Origin of the sequence: Rheinheimera soli, from assembly GCF_021290985.1 — a bacterium.
GTDB lineage: Bacteria > Pseudomonadota > Gammaproteobacteria > Enterobacterales > Alteromonadaceae > Pararheinheimera > Pararheinheimera soli.
The window spans coordinates 1-21,282 of record NZ_JAJOYU010000015.1; the positions used below are offsets into that span (position 1 = coordinate 1).

Annotated in this window: 19 protein-coding genes and 5 tRNA genes; all 24 read right to left on the reverse strand. The window is 44.9% G+C overall.

Translation table 11 applies throughout. The features are described 5' to 3' along the window. Positions 1 to 200: 200 nt before the first annotated feature. Positions 201 to 2,789 (reverse strand): MobF family relaxase, encoded by a 2,589-nt coding sequence (mobF, locus tag LSG37_RS11675; RefSeq protein ID WP_233080043.1) that lies wholly within the window; start codon positions 2,787 to 2,789, stop codon positions 201 to 203. Continuing rightward, entirely contained in the window at positions 2,786 to 4,456 is a 1,671-nt protein-coding gene (locus tag LSG37_RS11680; RefSeq protein WP_233080044.1) for a type IV secretion system DNA-binding domain-containing protein, read from the reverse strand. Before LSG37_RS11680 ends, mobF begins: the two co-directional genes overlap by 4 nt. Next, positions 4,453 to 4,743: a hypothetical protein gene (locus tag LSG37_RS11685; RefSeq protein WP_233080045.1), complete on the reverse strand. Its 291-nt coding sequence runs from the start codon at positions 4,741 to 4,743 to the stop codon at positions 4,453 to 4,455. The genes LSG37_RS11680 and LSG37_RS11685 overlap by 4 nt, the downstream gene beginning before the upstream one ends. A 180-nt stretch (positions 4,744 to 4,923) precedes the next feature. Then, a complete protein-coding gene (locus tag LSG37_RS11690) occupies positions 4,924 to 6,486 on the reverse strand; it encodes a site-specific integrase (RefSeq protein ID WP_233080046.1) in 1,563 nt (520 codons plus the stop codon). A gap of 215 nt (positions 6,487 to 6,701) precedes the next feature. Further along, a complete protein-coding gene (locus LSG37_RS11695; RefSeq protein ID WP_233080047.1) occupies positions 6,702 to 8,261 on the reverse strand; it encodes a site-specific integrase in 1,560 nt (519 codons plus the stop codon). 96 nt (positions 8,262 to 8,357) lie between these two features. Further along, a tRNA-Ser gene (locus LSG37_RS11700) sits at positions 8,358 to 8,447 on the reverse strand. Positions 8,448 to 8,562: 115 nt separating this feature from the next. Beyond that, the gene (gene nadA / locus LSG37_RS11705) at positions 8,563 to 9,621 is read right to left on the reverse strand and encodes a quinolinate synthase NadA (RefSeq protein WP_233080048.1); all 1,059 of its coding nucleotides are present in this window, start codon (positions 9,619 to 9,621) and stop codon (positions 8,563 to 8,565) included. Positions 9,622 to 9,699: 78 nt separating this feature from the next. Continuing rightward, positions 9,700 to 9,775, reverse strand: a tRNA-Lys gene (locus LSG37_RS11710). 21 nt (positions 9,776 to 9,796) lie between these two features. Continuing rightward, positions 9,797 to 9,872 (reverse strand) — tRNA-Lys (locus tag LSG37_RS11715). Between the two features lie 17 nt (positions 9,873 to 9,889). After that, positions 9,890 to 9,965 (reverse strand) — tRNA-Lys (locus tag LSG37_RS11720). 27 nt (positions 9,966 to 9,992) lie between these two features. After that, a tRNA-Lys gene (locus LSG37_RS11725) sits at positions 9,993 to 10,068 on the reverse strand. Positions 10,069 to 10,143: 75 nt separating this feature from the next. Further along, a complete protein-coding gene (locus LSG37_RS11730; protein WP_233080049.1) occupies positions 10,144 to 10,389 on the reverse strand; it encodes a hypothetical protein in 246 nt (81 codons plus the stop codon). Positions 10,390 to 10,406: 17 nt separating this feature from the next. Then, positions 10,407 to 11,267 carry a tol-pal system protein YbgF gene (gene ybgF / locus LSG37_RS11735; protein ID WP_233080050.1) on the reverse strand — a complete coding sequence of 287 codons (861 nt, stop codon included), beginning with the start codon at positions 11,265 to 11,267 and terminating at the stop codon, positions 10,407 to 10,409. A gap of 21 nt (positions 11,268 to 11,288) precedes the next feature. Next, on the reverse strand, positions 11,289 to 11,795 hold the full coding sequence (pal, locus tag LSG37_RS11740) for a peptidoglycan-associated lipoprotein Pal (RefSeq protein ID WP_233080051.1): 507 nt from the start codon (positions 11,793 to 11,795) through the stop codon (positions 11,289 to 11,291). A gap of 42 nt (positions 11,796 to 11,837) precedes the next feature. Next, positions 11,838 to 13,187 (reverse strand): Tol-Pal system beta propeller repeat protein TolB, encoded by a 1,350-nt coding sequence (gene tolB / locus LSG37_RS11745; RefSeq protein WP_233080052.1) that lies wholly within the window; start codon positions 13,185 to 13,187, stop codon positions 11,838 to 11,840. 4 nt (positions 13,188 to 13,191) lie between these two features. Then, positions 13,192 to 14,097, reverse strand: coding sequence for a cell envelope integrity protein TolA (gene tolA, locus LSG37_RS11750; protein WP_233080053.1), 906 nt, complete (start codon positions 14,095 to 14,097; stop codon positions 13,192 to 13,194). Between the two features lies 1 nt (position 14,098). Next, entirely contained in the window at positions 14,099 to 14,530 is a 432-nt protein-coding gene (tolR, locus tag LSG37_RS11755) for a protein TolR (protein WP_008899232.1), read from the reverse strand. After that, a complete protein-coding gene (gene tolQ / locus LSG37_RS11760; RefSeq protein ID WP_233080054.1) occupies positions 14,530 to 15,213 on the reverse strand; it encodes a protein TolQ in 684 nt (227 codons plus the stop codon). The genes tolR and tolQ overlap by 1 nt, the downstream gene beginning before the upstream one ends. Further along, positions 15,188 to 15,613 (reverse strand): tol-pal system-associated acyl-CoA thioesterase, encoded by a 426-nt coding sequence (gene ybgC / locus LSG37_RS11765; protein ID WP_233080055.1) that lies wholly within the window; start codon positions 15,611 to 15,613, stop codon positions 15,188 to 15,190. The genes tolQ and ybgC overlap by 26 nt, the downstream gene beginning before the upstream one ends. A gap of 827 nt (positions 15,614 to 16,440) precedes the next feature. Next, positions 16,441 to 17,451 carry a Holliday junction branch migration DNA helicase RuvB gene (ruvB, locus tag LSG37_RS11770; protein ID WP_233009493.1) on the reverse strand — a complete coding sequence of 337 codons (1,011 nt, stop codon included), beginning with the start codon at positions 17,449 to 17,451 and terminating at the stop codon, positions 16,441 to 16,443. A gap of 23 nt (positions 17,452 to 17,474) precedes the next feature. After that, the gene (gene ruvA, locus LSG37_RS11775; RefSeq protein WP_233080056.1) at positions 17,475 to 18,098 is read right to left on the reverse strand and encodes a Holliday junction branch migration protein RuvA; all 624 of its coding nucleotides are present in this window, start codon (positions 18,096 to 18,098) and stop codon (positions 17,475 to 17,477) included. 27 nt (positions 18,099 to 18,125) lie between these two features. Then, positions 18,126 to 18,647 (reverse strand): crossover junction endodeoxyribonuclease RuvC, encoded by a 522-nt coding sequence (ruvC, locus tag LSG37_RS11780; RefSeq protein WP_046520634.1) that lies wholly within the window; start codon positions 18,645 to 18,647, stop codon positions 18,126 to 18,128. Beyond that, positions 18,647 to 19,387: a YebC/PmpR family DNA-binding transcriptional regulator gene (locus LSG37_RS11785; protein ID WP_233080057.1), complete on the reverse strand. Its 741-nt coding sequence runs from the start codon at positions 19,385 to 19,387 to the stop codon at positions 18,647 to 18,649. The genes ruvC and LSG37_RS11785 overlap by 1 nt, the downstream gene beginning before the upstream one ends. A gap of 100 nt (positions 19,388 to 19,487) precedes the next feature. Continuing rightward, a complete protein-coding gene (gene aspS / locus LSG37_RS11790) occupies positions 19,488 to 21,263 on the reverse strand; it encodes an aspartate--tRNA ligase (RefSeq protein WP_233080058.1) in 1,776 nt (591 codons plus the stop codon). Between the last annotated feature and the right edge of the window lie 19 nt (positions 21,264 to 21,282).

Consider the following 21,282-nt stretch of genomic DNA (forward strand, 5'->3'; position numbering starts at 1 on the left):
CTAAACATATATCCATCAATTTTGTCGCTTTTTTTATGCATAGATTGAGAGGATTTGAAATTAAAAAACCAAGCCAGCCGATCCCAGTTGGAAAAGATTTTTTGATCCAGGCTGATGAATGATGCGACAGTTATTGTGAGGGGTTGTCGCGTTGAATCAAGAGCTGTCACAGGGAATGACAGCTCTGTTTAAGGTTACGGTTACTTACACGCTGCAGGTACGTTTTCAAGCTCTTTTGCGTCAACTTGTTGTCTTTCATTGCCATCTAAAGCCAGTTCGACTTGCTCCGGTGTCAAATATTCACTTGCGAGTTTTGGTCGAAGATTGCGAGACATGCTGTTGGCGATCGCTTTTTCCAATCCAATATGTTTAGGAGCATCTTGAAGTTTTTCGGGAATTTCTGCTTCAAACTCTTGTGCATTCGCGAAAATATGAGCGGCATCTTTGTGTCTTGAACAAGCAACATAGGTGTGCGCTCTGTCCATATTCTGGCTGTAATAAACAAAAACGTTACCTTCAATGGTTAGCCCTTGTGAGCTGTAAACAGTTTGCGCATAAGCTTGGGTAATGAAAACACGCCCCTGATCATTGCAATATGTAGACGTCATGAACTGTGTTTCGAGGCCAGAGTCCAGCCTTACCCGGATCCAAATATCACCGTCATCCATGATTTGTACCTTGGTTACGGTACCCAAATCACCGTTTGTAAAATTCCGTTTATAGTCGTTTTTAGTGAATCTTACTCGCTCTCCCAAAGAGATTTGAACATCAATATCTCGCTCACTAACAGTCCCTTTTAATAAGATATTCTCATAACCAAGTGAGCCCTCAGATTGCAGCTTTAATCGCATAGCATTGTTAAGCTCAACAACATCGGTCCAGCTTTGAGCAATTACCATGGCTTGTTTACTCGGGTTAGTTTCTCTAAACAATGTCCAAGCATCTATCATTGCTCGTTTAGCCGACTCTTCATCTGTACAGATGTGAAGCTGATTGTGAGCTCGATATTGCGCCAAGGCTTTATCTGCATAGCCGTCGCGAAAATCAGCTACAGCTTGCCGATCCCACAAGTTATTTTGTCTGCGTATTGTTTCAACACGTGTTGTACCAATATCTTTTAACGAAGATAAGTACCTTAAAACACCGCCATGCTCGATGGCGTCAAGTTGCTTGTCTTCTCCGACCAGAATAATTTTGAAGTTTTGTTCTTTCGCGAAATTCATAAGCTGTTCGAGATACATAGTCCCGACTTGACCAGCTTCATCAATGATTAAGACGTCCCCGGAGGAAATAGGCGGTTTATCACTATCTAACCAAGCTAAAAGTCGTGCAATGGTATGGGTTTCGATCCCAGCTTCATTTTCAAGATTTTTTGCAGCGGATCTAGCGATAGAAGCTCCAACGACCTTCCGACCTATTGACTGGTAGATGTCTCTGACACATCGCATTGATGCTGATTTCCCAGCACCTGCCGATCCTTGTAAAATGGCAATCTGTTGAGTATTACAAACATTTCGAACAGCCGTTCTCTGCTCTTCGCTTAGTCGCAATGTTTGCCTATTAATCCACGCATCAATCAAATCTGATGATAGATGGCACCAAGATTTAGCAAAGAGTTGCTTAGCATTTGATATGAGCGATTGTTCTGCGTTCAGCATACTTTTTGTTGTGAATATCTGACTATGTCGCCAATCTTTCCCCAGTTTCACTGAAACATCTGATTGTTGTAACTGCGTCACTATTGCTCGCAGAGAACAGAGCGATTGTTCATTTTCTAATGCTCTAAGCCCCCCAGACACAAACATATCTTGCGTGCTAAACACTGACTTTGATTCTGTTAATTCATCTGCAAGCGATCCCGCAGTTAACACATCTTTCATTAGTGGCGTTGTGTTTTTCTGCTGCAGTTGGGCTAAATGCAGCGTTGACCCCGAGAGCCCAAATTCGGATAACTCTTTCTGCCAGGTAGCTAAAAGTTGGCTTCTATTAATATCGCCTTTAGAGCTTCGGGTACTGAGCGAAGCAATATCTCCAGCAGCAGACGCACGGTTTTTAATCCCTCGGTCTTTCAGTGCATCTATAATTTGTTTTGAGCGTTTTGAGAAGTGATCACAAATTGACTTAGATATGCAGGAAATGTGAAAAGAGCCGCCATCGGCTTCTGTTTGAAATCCTAGCGTTCGGATTGATTCTGCAAGACTGAGGTTGTAGGCCATTCCTGCTGCTTTTTGCCACAACATGATCGTACGTAACTCAAGCGTACCCCACGAACCATCGCTTCTAGGCGCTAAATTTGCCACAACTGCATGCGTATGAAGATGCGGATCTAAAGCTCGACTTGTCGAATGTTCAAATAGTGCAACAACCAGCCCTTCTACTTTTTCTCGCTCAACGCCAGCTTCACCTCGCCTGGTAAAAGCTGCGTATTCTTCAATGAAAGAGATGGCTTGTCGCACAGCATAGTATTGAGCTGCCTGTATATCATGTCGCAACTTTTCATCAGCAACGGCCCACAGCAAAGAAACTGACTTTGGCGCATTGAATGTAAGATCAAAACCAGACGTGCGGTGTTGACCTGCATTCTGACACAATGCTGTTTTCCCGCAGGGCGAATAGCCGCGCAGAAGATTTTTAAATTTGTCACCGACAACTTTGCCTTTTAATTTTAGCAATCTCGCTGCAGAGCCATACCAAATACCGTCAGGCTCACCACCACTGAGGTAATAATCATCCTTGGCTAACTCGAGATAATACTTACCTTCCCCATGAATTTTAGCGAGTGACATCATTCAGTGGATCTCCTGTTAAGACGATTAGCTTTGTTGGGTGTGGCAGGTACAATGGGAGCCTTCTTTTTCACAACCGCGTCAGCAATTTTTTGTAGCTGCGTGATGGGCCAATGAAGTTGATACACAGCATCTACGCCGCCGATAAAGAGGAAACCTTCGATGCCATATTTAAATGAAGGGGGCGGTAAGTGAACAATGTTTTCAGCGCTAACAACCGGGATATGTTCTTGATGCAAGGAATAACTCGCTTCCCCTTTTTCGTTAGTTGATTTTGTTCGATACTCCACCCGCCTCTGCCCCATTCCCTTCGATGCCTTTTCTGCCGAATCACCGGTTGGGGCGAGTTTGAACGTTACAACAATGTTGAATAAACCCAACACTGTATTGGCATCATCTTTCCCATAGATCGAATCAAGTTGAGATAAAAGCTGAACCCCAGCTATTGCTCTGCAGCCTTTAGACCGCCCTAGCGCTAACCAACGCTCGAGACTTTTAGACTTGTTTAGTGTTGAAAGCTCATCAATCACAAGCCAAATGTCATTGTTTGTTACATCAGGGCCGGATAATACATAACTGCTGAGGACAGCCATTAATGCTGTGATCAGGGCAGAACTCATTAGTGGAGCTGTAAGATCTCCCTGAATAATCAAGGTTTTCTCTTCCTTACTGCTCAGCCATTTCTGCACTGAAAAGGTTGCACCACTGCTTTGGTCAATAGTCTTGATCCAGGCTAACTGTGCTGCAACTACGGCTCGGATTGAGGCTGTGGTCTTATCATCAGCCTGAATTAATGTCGCGGCTTGGGGATGATGCTTTTGTAAAAAGTATGCAAGTTCTTTATCTTCAGAAAACAAGCGCTTTGCTAACTCAGCCCAGGACCAGTCTTCTTTTTCTTTAATCAATCCGGCAATAACACCGATCACAACGAGACGTGCTGAATCTGTCCAAAAGGAGTCTGATATTGAACTGGAAGAAATCACAGCTTCAGCGAAAACCTCTGCTAATCCGATATTGGTGATGTCCATCCCGAGGCACCAATGGACGCTTCGCTCGTCTTTTGGACTTAATAGCAAACTGTTTTCATCTAGAAATAATTCTGTGTATTCACCTTTAATGTCGTAAATAACAACCCGGTCTAAACGGCTGATTAACTGACTTATTAGCCACTTTATCAAGTTTGACTTACCCGAACCTTGCATGCCCCAGATCAGAATATTTCCCAACTCATACGACATTGGTAGCCATATCTTCTGATGCATGCGAAGTCCTTTTTTGCGATCAAATTTTGTTTTCTTCGCAAAATGTTTTTCAGCGTTTTTGTATTTGAGAAGCACCGGGCCTGCTAAATGTGTGTTTGGCGAGTTGTCGAAATTACGAATTCTGAACCACCAGACAAGCGCCACACTAACCGCTACGCTGCCTAACAATGACAAGACTACAACGGCAGTTAACTCAGTTGATATTGGAAATTCGTTGTTAAAATGTGCTTGGGTTCGAGTCAGTAAAGACCAGACTAAAACGGCAAAGTAACTGAATGCTTCAGCTACGTCAGACTTGAGATCGTTTAAAATGACTAGTACTGCCGTCGTGATTGAAAACATGTAGAAGCTGAACATTGCAATGACTTTGCAATGTTCTCGCCACATGGCCCCATGCTGAGAGGTCATTTAATCTTTCTCTTTAACTGAGCTTCAATTAACGCTCGGGCATTTTCTTTCTCATCCGGGTTTAATCCAGCGACCACAGATGTGATAGTAAACATGTGACTAGTTAAAATGTTGACTACGCTTGAGAGCATGTCTTTTAACTCAATCTGTTGTTCAGCTAGCTGAATTCGCTGACGAGCAATATCAGCTACCGTCGTCCCTCTTTTTTCAGCATCTAGCACTAAGCGTTGATGATCAGCGAGCGGCATTCTGAGACTGATTTGCTGAGTTGAATGTTTGTTATTCATAATTTGTTCCTGGTTTCGTTGAAACCCTAGGAAAAAAAAGGGGTTTCATCGTGGTTTCCTTTGAATTGGTTTTGCGGCCAAATTCACTCTGAGTATTGATTGCCAGCGTCTTTCAACTGAATTTGTGCTGTTCTTAAATGCACCGAAGGTGCAGGTGTGTAAGACAATTTTTTAGTCGAATTAAGTACCGCTTCCATACTCGAGAAGCTCGATAGTATCTCGCAGCGCTTCAAGGGATATGCAGACTCTGCCACCGTAAATACCCCACGTCACCTCATCGTCTGGGTAATGACCTAACAACGATTTCACTATGTACCCATTAGCGCCTTTTTCTTTAAACATCGAAATAACAGTGTGTCGGCAACAATAAAGATCGAGTAAAGTGGAAAACTTGAGTTCAGCACTCTTATCAAATCCCATTTTTACCATCGCTGTTCTGTTGAACCATTTACTGATGGTATCAAGCGCCTTAGCCCTCTCCTGAAAATCATTTTTTGGGTAAAGCTCTGGGAACACAACCGTTTCACCTCTAGTGCGCATGAGGTTGACATGCTCCAAGAATCCCATCGCTTTTAATTTGCTGTGAATGGGTATAAATCGACGACTGTTTATAGATTTTCCGCGTTGGTCTATCAGTGAAATAAAATCAATGCCTCTTCTATTGCGTATTTGAATCACACGTAAGCTCACAATTTCAATCGGCCGCATTCCCGTATATAGGCATAGCAACGGGACCCACTTTGCTGCCAACCTGAAGTACTTTGCTTCTCTTGGGTCAGATGGCTGGTAATTGACAATCTTCGCAATTTCATCCGCAACATACGAACGCCGGGTAAGTGAATAGCTAGATGCTTTTGGTAGCGCTGCGAGCCCGAAAGGATTGTTTAGCTGATATCGCTCGCGCTTGATTAACCAAGCAAAGAAAAAGTGACAGTTACTAATAAATTTGTTAATCGTCTTGGGTTTGAGTGTGCAAATTAAATCTTCATCTGTGCCGTTTGGAATCCAGCGAGGCCGCCCATTCGATGTCGACTTCAAGTGATTTATAAAGATGTCGGCTTGAGAAGTTGAGAATTCAGGAACGAGAAATTTTGGACCAAACAATCTAACTAATCGCTTAAAAGACAACTCATATTGAGCTCTTGCTGTGCCTAATGTGTGGACACTAAGAAATTCATCAATACAAACTTGCAATTGAAGCTGCTCGTTATCTTTTCGATATTGTTCACGCTCAATGCTACGTGATTGATTTAAAAATTCTTTGAGCATTTTTAGAGCGTGATAGAGCTCATCTAATTCAGTCTCACTAAGACTGCGTTCAATTTTTAGTGTTCCTGCTCGAAACTCACGAAATTCTCGACCTATTTTTTGAAGCTCCGCAATTAACGACTGTTGCATCAACGCATCATCTAACCAAGGCGAGTAGTTAAGATCCTGCAAAGCAGAGTCTGCGGCAAATGCAGCAATTACAGAGGCGGAAATGGAATGATGTTTTTCAGGTATTTCTTGAAAAGAATAGTGCTTCTTCCAAATCCCGACTGGGACATGACGAAAAGACTCTAACAATTCATGATTAAAAACACCTTCATGCATTGCTTGCTTTACAAGAAAAATTATTCGCTCAAATGTATTTCGTAGATATCGATGAACATCTGCTTCAAAAGATTTCGCACTAAGCGACAGACGTCGCTTACCCATAAGATTCGAAAACTTACAAACAGAAGACACAGGGTTAATATTCATACAGCCTCACTCCAAACAACTTGAAACTGACCCGTCAATCAGGCAATCAAACAACTGACTGCAACGAAATTAAATCACATCAAAAAATCCTCGTAAATATATTTTTTTCTTTATTTTCAATAACTTATAGTGCGCACATGGATTTTTACATGCAGTTTTTGTTACAAAACAACTGTTTAACAACAAGACTCAAGCATAAAAATATTTTCAATTTATCAGTAATCAAGCGCCTCAATAGCCGCTTTTAGCGCCGCAAGTTTTGTGGATACTTGTCCGGAATAGACTCCCCAGGTGATGTCGCCATCAAGCTCATGCCCTAAAATTTGCTTGGCTAAATACGCCGGGACGCCATGAAATTTGAATCGGGATGCAACGGTATGACGACAACTATGAAAGTCTACTAACCACCAATTTGCTCTCTCTTCCTGTTTGTCTATGCCAATCGCATCAAGTAAGGTCCGATTGAACCACTTCCCTACAGGTGTGCCAGGGCCGTCTCGCTTGGTGAGGGCCTGTTCAGACTGAAGCTCAGGGAAAAGGAACTGCTCGCCCTTCCCCGTCTGGCTATCGACAAAATCAATAAATCCCATATCAATCAGACGACTATGGATTGGGATCAACCGACTGGCATTGTCTGTTTTCAATCTATAGCTACTCAGATCAAAAAACCAAATACCTTCATCAAAACGCACATCTCGAAGGCGAATACCGGCTATTTCGTCTAAGCGCATGCCGCTGAATAATGAAATGCTTGGCAACCACTTCGCTGCATCTCTAAAGTAAGCCGCTTCTAGCTTATGGCGCGGCTTGTAATTTAAAATTGCGTTTATTTCATTCAACTCAAAAGGGCGTCGCTTAAGCTGATGCTTTGACTCTAATTTGAGTAAACAGCCCACAAAAGGATTTGATGATAGGAGGCGCCGTTGTTTGACCAGCCAGTCTGTGAAAGTGAGCATATTGGTCAGGTATTTATTGACGGATTTCACGGATAGGATGGCGTCCGAGCCATCTGCATTTTTCCGTCCAGACGACATGCAAAGGACGGCATGTTTCACTTTTTGCGCCTGATCATGATCAAGCGCGACCACTGAAAACTCTCTTCCCAGAACGGCAACTAATGTATCGAGTGATTTTGTATACTGCTGCTGGGCACTGGCACCAATCTCACGGAATTTGCTGCTGCAAAACTCCTGGACAAGCTGCTCTAAACCTAACTCTTTGCGTTGTGTTGAGGGTGGGCTGTTGTGACTAGCGATTGAGTACTTTTCCTGCCCTTCTCGACTTGGGTTAGTCGTGAGCTCCGAGAACTTAGCCGCAGCTGAGGATTTTTCAATCAGAGCATACAGCGACTGAAGCTGCTGCATAATGAGTTCTTGCTGGGAAATGGATACATGTTGTCGCGGCTCTTGGGCGTCAACGCTCCCTGAGGGAAGTGTTAGCGATCCAAAGCCACTGTCCAGCAGTTGGTTCGCCTCGTCCAACATACTGGCATAGACGCGTTTAACCGCATTCTTCAGACTCAGTTGCCAAAGCGCCTCAACGACGTTTACCTGTGTGCTGTCTTGAACGTAGTGCGCTGTGAAGAGACTCAGTCGCTGCAAGATAAACCGACTGAGCCAGAGTGCCCTGTCGAGATCTGCGGTTCCAAGTGACGCTACAAAGTGACCACCACCGATCTGCGCGTTTGCTCGTCTTCCAAAGTAAGTCCAGCGTACCCGAAAATAATAGCTCTGAGAGCCTTTGACTTGATAAAGATAAGAATGATGTGCGCGCATGCCCCTGCCTCCGAGTCTGTGGCAAAGGGTTGTGGCAAACAAAAAACCCCACGATGCTACTGGAAAATATCCAATAAAATCATGGGGTTAATGAATTGGCGGAGAGAGAGGGATTCGAACCCTCGTTAGGGATTAACCTAAACACACTTTCCAGGCGTGCGCCTTCAGCCACTCAGCCATCTCTCCGAGGCTTGCTACAGCAAGCGCGGCTATCCTATTGAAAATCACCGCGCCGTGCAACAGTTAAATACATAAGCCTGTTTTTTTGCTGGAATTTTCAGCAACAATGACCAACAAAAACTTAGGCGTTGCCTTTTACCGGCATCTGCGCTGATTTTGCAAAGTTCAGCATTCGATCCAGCGGGATTAATGCTTGTTCGCGTAAATCTGCATCAACAAAAATTTCGTGACCTTCGGATTGCAGCAGAGCGTCCTCAATCGCCTTCAGACCGTTCATCGCCATCCACGGGCAATGAGCGCAGCTGCGGCACGTTGCGCCGTTACCGCCCGTTGGAGCTTCGATAAAGGTCTTATCCGGCATAGCCTGTTGCATCTTGTAGAAGATGCCCCTGTCTGTTGCCACGATAAAGGTGTCATTTGGCATGGTCTGGCTGGCTTTGATCAACTGACTGGTCGAGCCAACCGCATCGGCTAAATCAACCACGTTGGCTGGAGACTCAGGGTGAACCAGCACAGCAGCGTTTGGATATTGCTTTTTCAGCTCCACCAGCGCTTTGGCTTTAAACTCATCATGCACAATACAAGCGCCCTGCCATAACAGCATGTCGGCTCCAGTTTGTTTTTGCACATAAGCACCCAAATGACGGTCCGGGCCCCACAGAATTTTTTTGCCTTCGCTGTCTAAGTGCTCCACCACGTCTAATGCGATAGACGACGTCACCACCCAGTCAGCCCGGGCTTTTACCGCAGCGGAGGTATTGGCGTAGACCACGACAACACGGTCAGGATGCTCATCGCAAAAGGCGCTGAACGCCTCTGCCGGGCAACCTAAGTCCAGTGAACAGGTCGCTTCCAGCGTTGGCATTAATACCGTTTTTTCAGGGTTCAGAATTTTGGCGGTTTCGCCCATAAACTTTACACCGGCTACGATCAAGGTTTTGGCTGAATGCTTATTGCCAAAACGTGCCATCTCCAGCGAGTCAGACACACAACCGCCCGTCTCTTCAGCGAGCGCTTGAATCTCAGGGTCTGTGTAATAGTGCGCAACCAATACTGCATCACGTTGCTGTAATAAAAGCTTGATACGTTCTTTGTAGGCAGCTTTTTGATCCGCATTGAGCGGCAAAGGTTTTTTCGGGAATACAAAGTCAAGTTCGTTGAAGTGCAGTGCTTGATCCATAACGGCCACCCGGTTTTAAAAAGTGCGGCATTATACACAAAAAGCTTAGCTTAAAACATAAAGAAGGTAACGATTGCATGGTGGGTCATGATGGATTTGAACCATCGACCAACGGATTAAAAGTCCGCTGCTCTACCAGCTGAGCTAATGACCCATGCAAGGAGAATCGAGAAAGTGGTGGGTCATGATGGATTTGAACCATCGACCAACGGATTAAAAGTCCGCTGCTCTACCAGCTGAGCTAATGACCCAAACAAGGGTATCGAAGTGGTGGGTCATGATGAATTCGAATCATCGACCAACGGATTAAAAGTCCGCTGCTCTACCAGCTGAGCTAATGACCCAGTTCGATACCAAAGTTTGCGCGGGAGTGGTGGGTCATGATGAATTCGAATCATCGACCAACGGATTAAAAGTCCGCTGCTCTACCAGCTGAGCTAATGACCCCTGCCGCGGACGCATATCTTACTTATTTAAATTTCCAGTGCAACCAAAAATTACCAGAAAGGCCATTTTCTTTGTTCAACTGCTTAAAATGCCAGCATAAAGCCAACACAAAGAGAGTGGTCTGGCGAAAATAAAAACAGCAGTATTATTTATATACAGCAAAACTCTCGCCATTCGATCACTGCTGTGATGGCCAACTTTTATGTTTTTTGCCATTCGTTTGTTACTTTTTACGAAAACAGAACTTCTGTGCATGGATTTTTCAGCGGCTTTGATTTCGGTATAAATAAAAAACCCCGGCGCTCTGGCCAGGGTCTTCATTCAGAATTGCAATTCGCTTAGAGAGTCTCTAGCTTCGCCTTGGCTGCTTTTGCAGGTTTAGACTGTGGGTATTTGCTGACTAAAAGCTGATAAAACTGCTTGGCAGCAGCCACATCACCTTCTCTTTCGGCTAGTTGACCCAATTTAGCTAAAGAATCTGCGGCTTTTGCAGACTGCGGATACTGTGCCACCACACGTTCAAACTGGGCTTTGGCTTTAAGCAGTTCGTTTTTAGTGAAAAACAACTGGCCTAACCAATAGTAAGAGTTGGGAGCGTAGCTGGAATCCGGGTAGGAGCGGACAAAATTCTCAAATGCAGGGATAGCTGCATCGTAAGCGCGATCTTTCAGCACCAGATTCACCGCACTTTCATAAGCATCACTTTCCGACGGGCTGCTCGACGCTGCAGCACTGGCTGTATCTGTAGTTTCAGCAGTCTGGGTCTCACCACCATTCACTAAAGCAGCAGGGTTGCCTATGGGCGCCTGTTCAGCTGGTGTTGTTGGGGTGCTTGGCTGTGTCGGAGTGGCTGAAGTTGAACCAGAAGTGGCACCACTGCCCAATCTTCGGTCAATTTCCTGATAAATATTGCGCTGTTGCTGCAATATTTCTTCTAATTTGTAGGAATGCATTTCAGTCACGCCACGCAATTCAGACACTTCGTCTAATAAAGCGGACACTTGCTGTTGCATTGCAACCTGAGCATTAGCTCTGGCCTCAACAATACGTTCCAGTGCAGCTATACGATCCGCTGTAGAGGCGTATTTTGGAGTCTGGACGGCGCCACCGCCAGCGCGGGACAGATCGGCTACAGGAGCCGGATCTGCCCACGAGGCAATGCTGATAACAGAAAGCGCAGTAACTAAATATTTTTTCACTGCTTTGCTTCGTATCAGTTATTAGTAAACTAAAACAGCGCGACGGTTTTTAGAGAACGCGCTTTCGTCGTTACCTTCAACAGCTGGTTTCTCTTCACCGTAGCTAACTACTGACATCTGGCCAGCAGAAACGCCCAGGTTAGCTAAGTATTGAGTCACAGACTGACCACGACGCTCACCTAACGCGATGTTGTACTCTGGAGTACCACGAGCATCAGTGTGACCTTCAACAGTTACAGTGATGTTAGTACGAGCACGTAAGAAGGCAGCGTGAGCTTCCAGAACAGAAGCGAATTCTGAACGGATTTCAGACTTGTCGAAGTCGAAGTAAATAGTGTTGTCTTGACGCAGAGCTTCTAATTGCTGACGCAGCAATTCTTCAGCTGACAGGCCTTGTTCAACCACTTGGTTAGTGTTTGCACCAGTGTTTGCATCAGTAGCAGCTACTTCATCAGTTGAGCTACAAGCAGCTAAAGTTAACACTGGCACTGCAACTAACAAGCCTTTTAAAACTTTGTTTAAGTTCATAATTGTTGTCCTTAGTAAATCAATTAACCAAATTTTCGTTTTTTATAAAAATGGTGACCAAGCCGGAGATTTAACTCTGCCGTTTGCCGCCGGTAACCGTGCTTTAAAGCGCCCATCCATGGATACCAGTGCCAGTACTTGTGACGAACCGTACAAAGTACTATAAATTATCATTGAGCCATTTGGCGCAATGCTTGGTGACTCGTCCAGATAAGTGCGAGTCAACACCTGCATATAGCGACTCTCAACGTCCATGCGGGCGATATTATACTGGCCATTTGTTCTGTTGACCATAACAATACCACGCCCATCTGGTGTATAAGAGGCAGCTAAATTCATTTCTCCTTCAAATGTTACCCTTTCAGTAACACCAGAAGCTACATTTACGCTATAAATCTGTGGATTACCACCACGTTCTGAACTAAAAATAATTTTAGAACCATCTGGTGACCACGACGGTTCAGTATCAATACGTCTGTGATTCGTCAGTTTAGTCAGCGCTTTTGTCGCAATATCCATTACATAAACTTCAGCATTGCCGTCTTTTGACAATACCATGGCCATCTTACGACCATCCGGAGACCATTTCGGTGCACCATTAATACCTTTAAAACTGGTTAATATACTGCGACGGCCAGTGTAGATATCTTGAATATAAATTTGTGACTGACGTTTCTCGAATGTCACATAAGCTAATTTAGTACCATCAGGTGACCAAGCCGGAGACATTAAAGGCTCTTTCGCTCTTAATAAAACCTGTTCGTTTTCACCATCGTAATCTGCTACAACTAATTGATATCTAAAGTCTGCTTTGTCACGTACTAACACATAGGCTATTTTAGTTAAAAAAGCACCACGTTCACCAGTTAATTTTTCATAGACTATATCACTGATGCGGTGAGCATATTGTCTGAACTGGTCACCACTGATGGTTGTTTCGCGCGCATCCAGCACATGAGTCAGACCTGTAGTGAGCTGACCGCCAATGATAGCGGAAGACGAACCACCACCTGAAGCGCCTTTAAATACGTCAACTAATTCAAAACGCACAGCGTATCTATTAATTCCTACTTCGCGGATAGTGCCTGTAACTACAGCTTCAACACCTTGTTTCATCCAGCGCTGGTAATCAATTTCTTTGCTGTTGGTCGGCTGCTGCGGCATACGAGTTGCTGCGATAGGGTTAAATTTACCGCTGCGCATTAAGTCTGCGGACACAATATCAGCAATACGTTGATTTGGCAGTGTAGTGCCTTCAAATTTAAATGGCACTATCGCAACTGGGCGGGCACTGTCCACACCATCTGTGATGACAATTTCTAAACTGGCATACGATTTTGCACTTAGCACCAGCGCAAACGCCACCAGGCTTTTTCCTATCAACTTCAGCATATTGTTATCTCAGTTCCGGTTGTAAAATAGTCGTGATGTCTTTTAATGCGTCATATACATCAGGATCTGGCGACATTGGGAAGTTACCTGCCTTTTGTATTGCACGCATCGCCGATTCACAAAGCGCTCTGTCTCCACCTAAGATGGTGCTGGCGGTAACAAAACCATTGCTGGCCAAACGTATATTTACCCGACACTCTTTGCCACGCATTGTATCGTCTACAAACCAATTTTGTTGGATTTTCGCAACAATCATCGCCAGGTAGCGTTGCTTCTCGGTCAGGATCTGACCCGCTTTCGCTGCACGGCGTGCTTGTGCTTCTTCTTCCAACTGCTCAGCTAACATTTCTTCCGCAGCTTCACGCTCACGTTTTTCTTGTTCGGCTTTGGCTTTTTCAGCTTTTTCTTTGGCTGCTTTTTCTTTAGCTGCCTTTTCTTTGGCTGCTTGCTCTTTTTTCTTCTTCTCTATTTCCTGCTGCTTTTTCTTCTCGTCATCTTTCTTTTTCTTCTCAGCAGCAAGTTTTTGTTGTTTCTCTTTTTCTACAGCCTGTTTTTTCTTTTCTTCAACAGCTTTTTTTTCTGCTATTTCAGCCTGCTTTTTCTCTTGTTCCTGTTTTTTCAAACGCTGCTCTTCAAGACGTTTATCACGCTCTTCCTGCTGCTTTTTCTTCTCAAGATCTTTTATACGCTTTTCCTCAGCCTTTTTTTTCTGCTGATTTTTTTCCTTCATGTCATCGAACTGCGACTGATCAACGACAGTTGCATTCAAAGGCGCACTCAAATCACCTGGCATTGGTATCACTAAAACTTCTTTGCTTTTAAAGAAGTTAAAATTCGCAAATAAAAGCACAACAACCAAAAGGTGCAAACCACCCGAGATGATCAGCGACTTCTTAAACGCTGGTTCCATCTTAGTTTTGCTCCACATCGTCAGTCATTAAACCAACGGAAGGAGCACCGGCATCTTTCAGCAGGTTCAGTAACTGGATAATGGCTGAATAGTTAACGCGACCATCCCCTTTAATTATCACTTGGGTGCCAGGCTCTAACTGCAGAGTACCCGCCACTTCCAATTGCATTTCCTGAGCGTTAAATGGTCCTTTATTAACACCATCTTTCTCAAAATAATACAAACCACCTTCATCCACTGTAGCCACAAGCGGGGTTTTACCGTCTTTCATTTGCTCTATAGGTTCAGCATCTGATTTAGGTAATTCCACTTTGACACCTTGTGTAATGATAGGCGTCGTCACCATAAAAATAATCAACAGCACCAACATCACGTCGATGTATGGAACTACGTTGATCTCTGCCACCATACGGCGTTTTTTACGGACGTACATTAGTTGTTTTCTCCGTTGGCCATTGCCTGACGGTGCAGAATGTTGGCGAACTCTTCAACAAAGTTTGCGTACGCACTTTCCAGCATTTCCACTTTATGAGAAAACTTGTTGTAAGCAATTACAGCCGGGATAGCGGCAAATAAGCCTATAGCTGTTGCGATCAAGGCTTCGGCTATACCTGGTGCAACCATAGCCAATGTGGCTTGTTGTACAGCACCTAAAGCGATAAAGGAGTTCATGATACCCCAGACTGTACCAAACAAGCCGATGTAAGGGCTGATTGACCCCACAGTAGCCAAAAATGGTAAATGCATTTCCAGACGCTCTACTTCACGCGACAAACCAACACGCATAGCGCGTTGAGTGCCTTCCATCACAGCACCAGATTGACGGCTGTTTTTGTGTAAACGGGCAAACTCTTTAAAACCTGCTTTAAACAGAGCTTCCACACCGTTCACTGTGACTTTAGCGCTGACTTCATTGTAGAGTTTCGACAGGTCTATACCCGACCAAAACTTGTCTTCAAATTGTTTTGTCTCTTCAACTGCAATACTCAGAGCTTTGTTGCGTTGAATGATCATGGCCCACGACATCACAGACATGCCCACCAACAGCAACATAACCAGCTGCACTACTACACTAGCGTGGAGAATTAGATCAATAACTGATAGTCCGCCTGTCACCTGATAACACCCCTAAAACGTCGCGAGGTATTGCACTCGCTTTCATTAATGATAGTTTTACGCAAGCAATACTAACCTGCGCTGAACAAAGCAATTCTGCATCTGCGTTGTAGATTTCCTGCCAAAATACCAAACTGGCCCTTTTTAACTGTCTAATCTCACTTTTTACTAACAAAAGCTGATTAAACCTGCCTGGTTTGTGGTTGTCCATCTGCACGCTTTTCACAACAAAACCAATATCCTGACTGAGCAACTTGTCTTGTTCTATGCCTAAACTTCTAAGCCATTCTGTTCTGGCTCTTTCAAAGAATTTCAGATAGTTAGCATAATATACTACGCCACCCGCATCGGTGTCTTCGTAATATACTCTGACCGGAAACTCGAATACCTCAAGCATCATACTGTTTTGCCATCCAAATTGGTCGCTATGATATTGGAGGCCACTGCCGAACTCAACAGGGCGACCCTTACCAGAGTTAAAAATATTTTACCTTTGCAGCCATTTTGACCGATCAAAAAAACTCTGGGTCTTATATTCATAAAAAGTTTCATCTTCACGACAGAAGGGGAAAAAATAGCGACTAATGACCATTTTACTCAGTCAGATAAATTTTGCTCAAAAAATAGTAATTCGGAGTAAATATTCACCCCATTCAGCACCCCTTAATTTTCAAGGCCTGGCGATATAGCGACCACAAAATGAGATTAAAATTCACACAAAATCACTATTTATTCAGATTAAAAAAAGTAATCTGAAATCTCAATTTTTCTAGTTTGAAGTAATTACACTAACTCCCTAAAATGCCCGCGTGTTCTGAGCTAGCGCAAAAGTTTCGGCCCTTGTGCCCCAACTTTAGTGATGAATACTGGTGATGTGATTATCTGTTCGAAGATGGTCATGTTGCTTCTCAACATGTTCCCTGGATTTTGAAGATTTACTTCAACTTGTTGCATTCGCCCGCTAATTTAGCGGGCTTTTTTTTTACATTTTGCTGTCCTGCAAAATGCCCGGTCGGGCCACCGTCGCTTCGCTCCTGTGTTGAAAATCGCTCCAGACGATTTTTTCGCCGCCATCCATAACGCCATTCAGCAGGTGGCCTACACTGTTCAAAAAACAGCAGGATAGCTGTTTTTCACAGCTTTAGCTGCCGAAGGCGAACATCATGGACGATGTGAGTGAAAATCGCTCCCGGCGATTTTGTGTGTCCAATGAGAAGGAATACTTAGTTAATTCGATTCTGGTAAATCAAAACCAAAGTGTTTGTAGGCGGCTGGCGAGACGATGCGGCCTCGTGGCGTGCGCTGGATAAAACCTTGTTGAATTAAAAAAGGTTCTATCACATCTTCAATAGTTTCTTTTTCTTCGCCTATAGCAGCAGCCAGGTTATCCAGCCCTACAGGACCGCCACCGAACTTCTCAATAATGGATAACATTAACTTGCGATCCATATAGTCAAAACCACTGGCGTCTACGTCGACCATATGCAAAGCGGCTGAGGCAATTTCCACTGGCACCAGACCACTGGATTTGACCTGAGCATAATCACGCACCCGCCTTAAAAGACGGTTGGCGATACGAGGTGTACCACGGGAACGTCGGGCAATTTCTGTTGCTGCAGGCAGTTCCAGCTCTAAATTCAGATAGTGCGCTGAGCGTAAAATAATTTGCGCCAGCTCATCTACCTTATAAAACTCCAGACGCTGCACTATGCCAAAGCGATCACGTAAGGGGGATGTCAAAGCGCCAGCTCTGGTGGTGGCGCCTATTAGGGTAAAAGGCGGTAACTCCAGCTTGATAGAACGGGCCGCAGGCCCCTCGCCTATCATGATATCCAGCTGATAGTCTTCCATCGCCGGGTATAAAATCTCTTCCACTACCGGACTTAAGCGATGGATTTCATCGATAAAAAGCACATCGTTGGGTTCGAGGTTGGTCAGAAGCGCCGCTAAATCACCGGCTTTCTCCAGCACAGGGCCTGAGGTGTTTTTAATATTTACACCCATTTCATTGGCAACCACCATGGCAAGGGTGGTTTTACCTAAACCTGGCGGACCGAAAATTAGCAAATGATCCAAAGGCTCGCCACGACCGCGGGCCGCTTCAATAAAAATAGCCATTTGCTCTTTCACATGACTCTGGCCTGTGTAATCAGCCAGTGATTTTGGCCGGATGGCGCGGTCAATCAGCTCGTCTTCGCGACTGGCTTTGGTATCGATCAGACGATCGGCTTCTATCATGAATATTCCCGGTTAAATCTGGTTTAAATCATACTGCGCAAAGCCAGTTTGATCAGCTGTTCACTGCTCATATCGGCCTGCTTAATTTTTTGTACTGCTTTACTGGCTTGCAACTGACTATACCCTAAAGCTACTAATGCACTGATCGCATCCTGCTCTGCACTTTCGACCAGTTCAAACGAATCAACTTCATCACCGCTAAGCACTAAATGGTCAGTGACAGGAGTACTGATATTCAGCCCCCAGTCTTTCAAACGATCGCGCATTTCAATCAATAAACGCTCTGCGGTTTTTTTACCAACGCCGGGTAACTTCACCAGTGTACTGATATCGTCGTGTTGCACACAGCGGACAAACTGCTGGGCTGAAAGGCCGGATAAGATAGTAAGAGCTAACTTCGGTCCTATGCCATTGGCTTTAATCAGTTGGCGAAACAAAGCACGTTCTGTGCTGGTATTAAAACCATAAAGAAGTTGTGCATCTTCACGCACCACAAAGTGGGTGTAGATCACGGCTTCTTTGCCAACTTCCGGCAATTTATAAAAGCTGGTTAAAGGCAGTTGCACTTCGTAACCCACACCTGCCACATCAATGAGTAAATCCGGCGCCTGCTTTTCTAAAATAACACCACGTAATAATCCGATCACAGTCAAAAGCTCCGGTATTAAAAAAAATCAGCGTAGGCGGCCACGCACTGTTTTGGTGGCCTGCCCTGCCATATGCAATAAACTTTGGTGAGTATGCCCGTGACACATAGCCACAGCAAGAGCATCGGCTGCGTCGGCCTGCGGATTGCCTGGTAATTTTAATAAGGTGCGGATCATATGCTGCACCTGAGTTTTATCCGCAGCACCAGTACCGACTACAGCTTGTTTGACCTGACGGGCTGAATATTCAAAGACTTCAAGACCAGCATTTTTTGCAGCCACTATAGCGGCACCACGAGCTTGCCCGAGTTTTAAAGCCGAGTCAGGATTGCGCGCCATAAAGACTTGTTCTATCGCAAATACATCAGGCTGGGTTTGCTGAATTATTTCGCTGACACCGTCAAAAATTTGTTTTAACCGATCAGGTATATCGTTTAGCGTTAAGCGAATACAGCCACTGGCAATATACTCAAATTTTTGACCTGTCTGGCGCACAACCCCGTACCCTGTTAAACGGCTGCCGGGGTCAATGCCAAGGATGATAGCCATTAAGGCACTAACGCCATCACGTCTTCCGCAATGTCTGCATTGTGGTAGACGTTTTGCACATCGTCGAAATCTTCAAGCATGTCAATGAGCTTAAAAAACTTCACTACATGCTCTGCATCCACTTCAGCTTTGACGGAAGGCACCATGGTTATTTCAGCATCATCCGCCACTAACTTAGCGGCCTCCAAGGCTTCGCATACATCGTTAAAGCTGTCAGGGCTGGTTATCACTTCAATACTGCCATCTTCATGACTGACCACATCTTCAGCGCCCGCCTCTAATGCGATGTCCAGCACCTGATCTTCAGATAAACCCGGCGCAAAAGAGATAATGCCTTTTTTACTGAATAAATAGCTGACAGAACCTGCAGTGCCCATATTGCCGTATTTGGTAAAAGCACTGCGTACATCCGCCACTGTGCGCTTATGGTTGTCGGTCAAAGTTTCCACCACTATAGCCACACCACAAGGGCCATAGCCTTCATACACCAGCTCTTCGTAATTACTGCCGTCCTGCTCACCAGCGCCACGTTTGATAGCCCTGTCTATTGCATCCCGGGTCATATTATTCAACAGTGCTTTGGCAACAGCAGTACGTAAACGTGGATTGGCATCCACATCAGCACTGATACGGGCTGACACCGTCAGCTCGCGAACAAGTTTGGTGAAAATCTTTACCCGCTTGGCATCCTGACGAGCCTTGCGGTGCTTCATGTTAGCCCATTTACTATGACCAGCCATGTGCATCAAACTCCATTGTAATTATAAAAGTGAAGCGGCCTTAGCCGCTTCAACATAGTTCATCAAAAGCGCGCAATAACGGGTTGCGGCACTTCGTCAGTTATTGTTTTTTTACCACCTGAATACCCAGCTCGGCCAGTTGAGCCGGATTGGCTTCACCTGGTGCATCGGTCAAAGGACAAGCAGCAGTGGCTGTTTTTGGGAAAGCCATTACATCACGAATGGACGTGGCGCCAGTCATTAACATCACCAGACGGTCTAAGCCAAAAGCTAAACCTGCATGTGGCGGCGCGCCATAACGTAAGGCTTCCAGTAAGAAACCAAACTTCTCAGCCGCTTCTTCATCGCTGATCCCCAGTAACTGGAATACTTTAGCCTGCACATCCGGCGTGTGGATACGCACAGAACCACCACCTAACTCAGTACCGTTGAGTACCATGTCGTAGGCATTGGATAACAGCGCTCTGTGATCCAGTTTATCCATTTCGGTAGCTAGGAATTCAGCCGTGTCCAAAGGCGAAGTAAACGGATGGTGTACAGCAGAGAAACTGCCATCATCGTTTTCTTCAAACATTGGGAAGTCCACAACCCACAATGGTTTCCAGCCTTGCACCGTTAAACCTAAATCTTCACCTAACTTCAGACGCAAAGCGCCCATCGCTTCACAGACTACTTTATAGCTGTCTGCGCCGAAGAAAATTAAGTCGCCAGTAGTCGCTTGGGTACGGCTTAAAATTTCGCTGATAATTTCAGGCGTTAAAAATTTAGCAACAGGAGACTGAATACCTTCAGCGCCAGCGTTAATATCGTTAACCTTTAACCAAGCTAAACCTTTAGCACCGTAAATGCCGACAAATGCAGTGTAATTATCGATGTCTTTACGTGACACTTTTTCTGCAGCGCCTGGTACTTTTAACGCAACCACACGGCCTTTGTTATCGTTGGCTGGGCCTGAAAACACTTTAAATTCAACGTCTTTTAAAAGATCTGCCACATCGACAAACTGCATTGGGTTACGCAGGTCTGGTTTGTCTGAACCATATAAACGCATAGCTTCGTTATAGGTCATGCGCGGCATTTTGCCTAAATCAACATCCAAAAGCTGCAGGAACATCTGATGCACCATCTGCTCTGTCACTTCCATGACCTGCTCTGAGGTCATGAACGAAGTTTCGATATCAATCTGAGTAAATTCAGGCTGACGGTCAGCACGTAAATCTTCGTCACGGAAACATTTAACGATTTGGTAATAGCGATCCAGACCCGCCATCATCAGCAATTGTTTAAACAACTGTGGTGACTGTGGCAACGCGAAAAACTGACCTTTGTGCGTGCGGCTTGGTACTAAATAGTCACGGGCACCTTCAGGAGTGGCTTTGGTCAGAATGGGCGTTTCAACGTCCAAAAAGCCCTGGCTGTCCATAAAGTTACGCACGAAGCTGGTCACTTTAGCGCGGAACTTTAAGCGATCGCTCATCAGAGGACGGCGTAAATCAATATAACGGTATTTTAAGCGCTGTTCTTCGCTGTTGTTCTGGTTTGGATCCAGCGGTATTGGCGCAGATTTATTCAAAATAGTCAGGCTAGAGGCGTAGACTTCCACTTCACCTGTGGCCATCTCACTGTTGACCTGAGATTCTGGACGAGCGCGCACAGTGCCTGTTAATTGCACACAAAATTCATTACGTAAATCTGCAGCCTGAGAGAATAAGTCAGTTAAGTCCGGATCAAAAAATACCTGAACCAGGCCTTCGCGGTCGCGCAGGTCAATAAAAATCAAACCACCTAAGTCACGACGGCGGTTTACCCAACCACATAATGAAACCTGTTGACCAATGTTTTCTGCCTTTAATGAACCGCAATAATGGCTACGCATTAACTTATCCTTTCAGTCG

Coding starts and splice junctions, on each gene's coding strand:
- tolA (WP_233080053.1), bottom strand. CDS start 14,097: ATGGAACCAGCGTTTAAGAAGTCGCTGATCATCTCGGGTGGTTTGCAC.
- tolB (WP_233080052.1), bottom strand. CDS start 13,187: ATGCTGAAGTTGATAGGAAAAAGCCTGGTGGCGTTTGCGCTGGTGCTA.
- ybgC (WP_233080055.1), bottom strand. CDS start 15,613: ATGATGCTTGAGGTATTCGAGTTTCCGGTCAGAGTATATTACGAAGAC.
- mobF (WP_233080043.1), bottom strand. CDS start 2,789: ATGATGTCACTCGCTAAAATTCATGGGGAAGGTAAGTATTATCTCGAG.
- LSG37_RS11685 (WP_233080045.1), bottom strand. CDS start 4,743: ATGAATAACAAACATTCAACTCAGCAAATCAGTCTCAGAATGCCGCTC.
- LSG37_RS11785 (WP_233080057.1), bottom strand. CDS start 19,387: ATGGCTGGTCATAGTAAATGGGCTAACATGAAGCACCGCAAGGCTCGT.
- pal (WP_233080051.1), bottom strand. CDS start 11,795: ATGAACTTAAACAAAGTTTTAAAAGGCTTGTTAGTTGCAGTGCCAGTG.
- ruvB (WP_233009493.1), bottom strand. CDS start 17,451: ATGATAGAAGCCGATCGTCTGATCGATACCAAAGCCAGTCGCGAAGAC.
- LSG37_RS11730 (WP_233080049.1), bottom strand. CDS start 10,389: ATGAAGACCCTGGCCAGAGCGCCGGGGTTTTTTATTTATACCGAAATC.
- LSG37_RS11680 (WP_233080044.1), bottom strand. CDS start 4,456: ATGACCTCTCAGCATGGGGCCATGTGGCGAGAACATTGCAAAGTCATT.
- LSG37_RS11690 (WP_233080046.1), bottom strand. CDS start 6,486: ATGAATATTAACCCTGTGTCTTCTGTTTGTAAGTTTTCGAATCTTATG.
- tolR (WP_008899232.1), bottom strand. CDS start 14,530: ATGTACGTCCGTAAAAAACGCCGTATGGTGGCAGAGATCAACGTAGTT.
- ruvC (WP_046520634.1), bottom strand. CDS start 18,647: ATGGCTATCATCCTTGGCATTGACCCCGGCAGCCGTTTAACAGGGTAC.
- LSG37_RS11695 (WP_233080047.1), bottom strand. CDS start 8,261: ATGCGCGCACATCATTCTTATCTTTATCAAGTCAAAGGCTCTCAGAGC.
- aspS (WP_233080058.1), bottom strand. CDS start 21,263: ATGCGTAGCCATTATTGCGGTTCATTAAAGGCAGAAAACATTGGTCAA.
- nadA (WP_233080048.1), bottom strand. CDS start 9,621: ATGGATCAAGCACTGCACTTCAACGAACTTGACTTTGTATTCCCGAAA.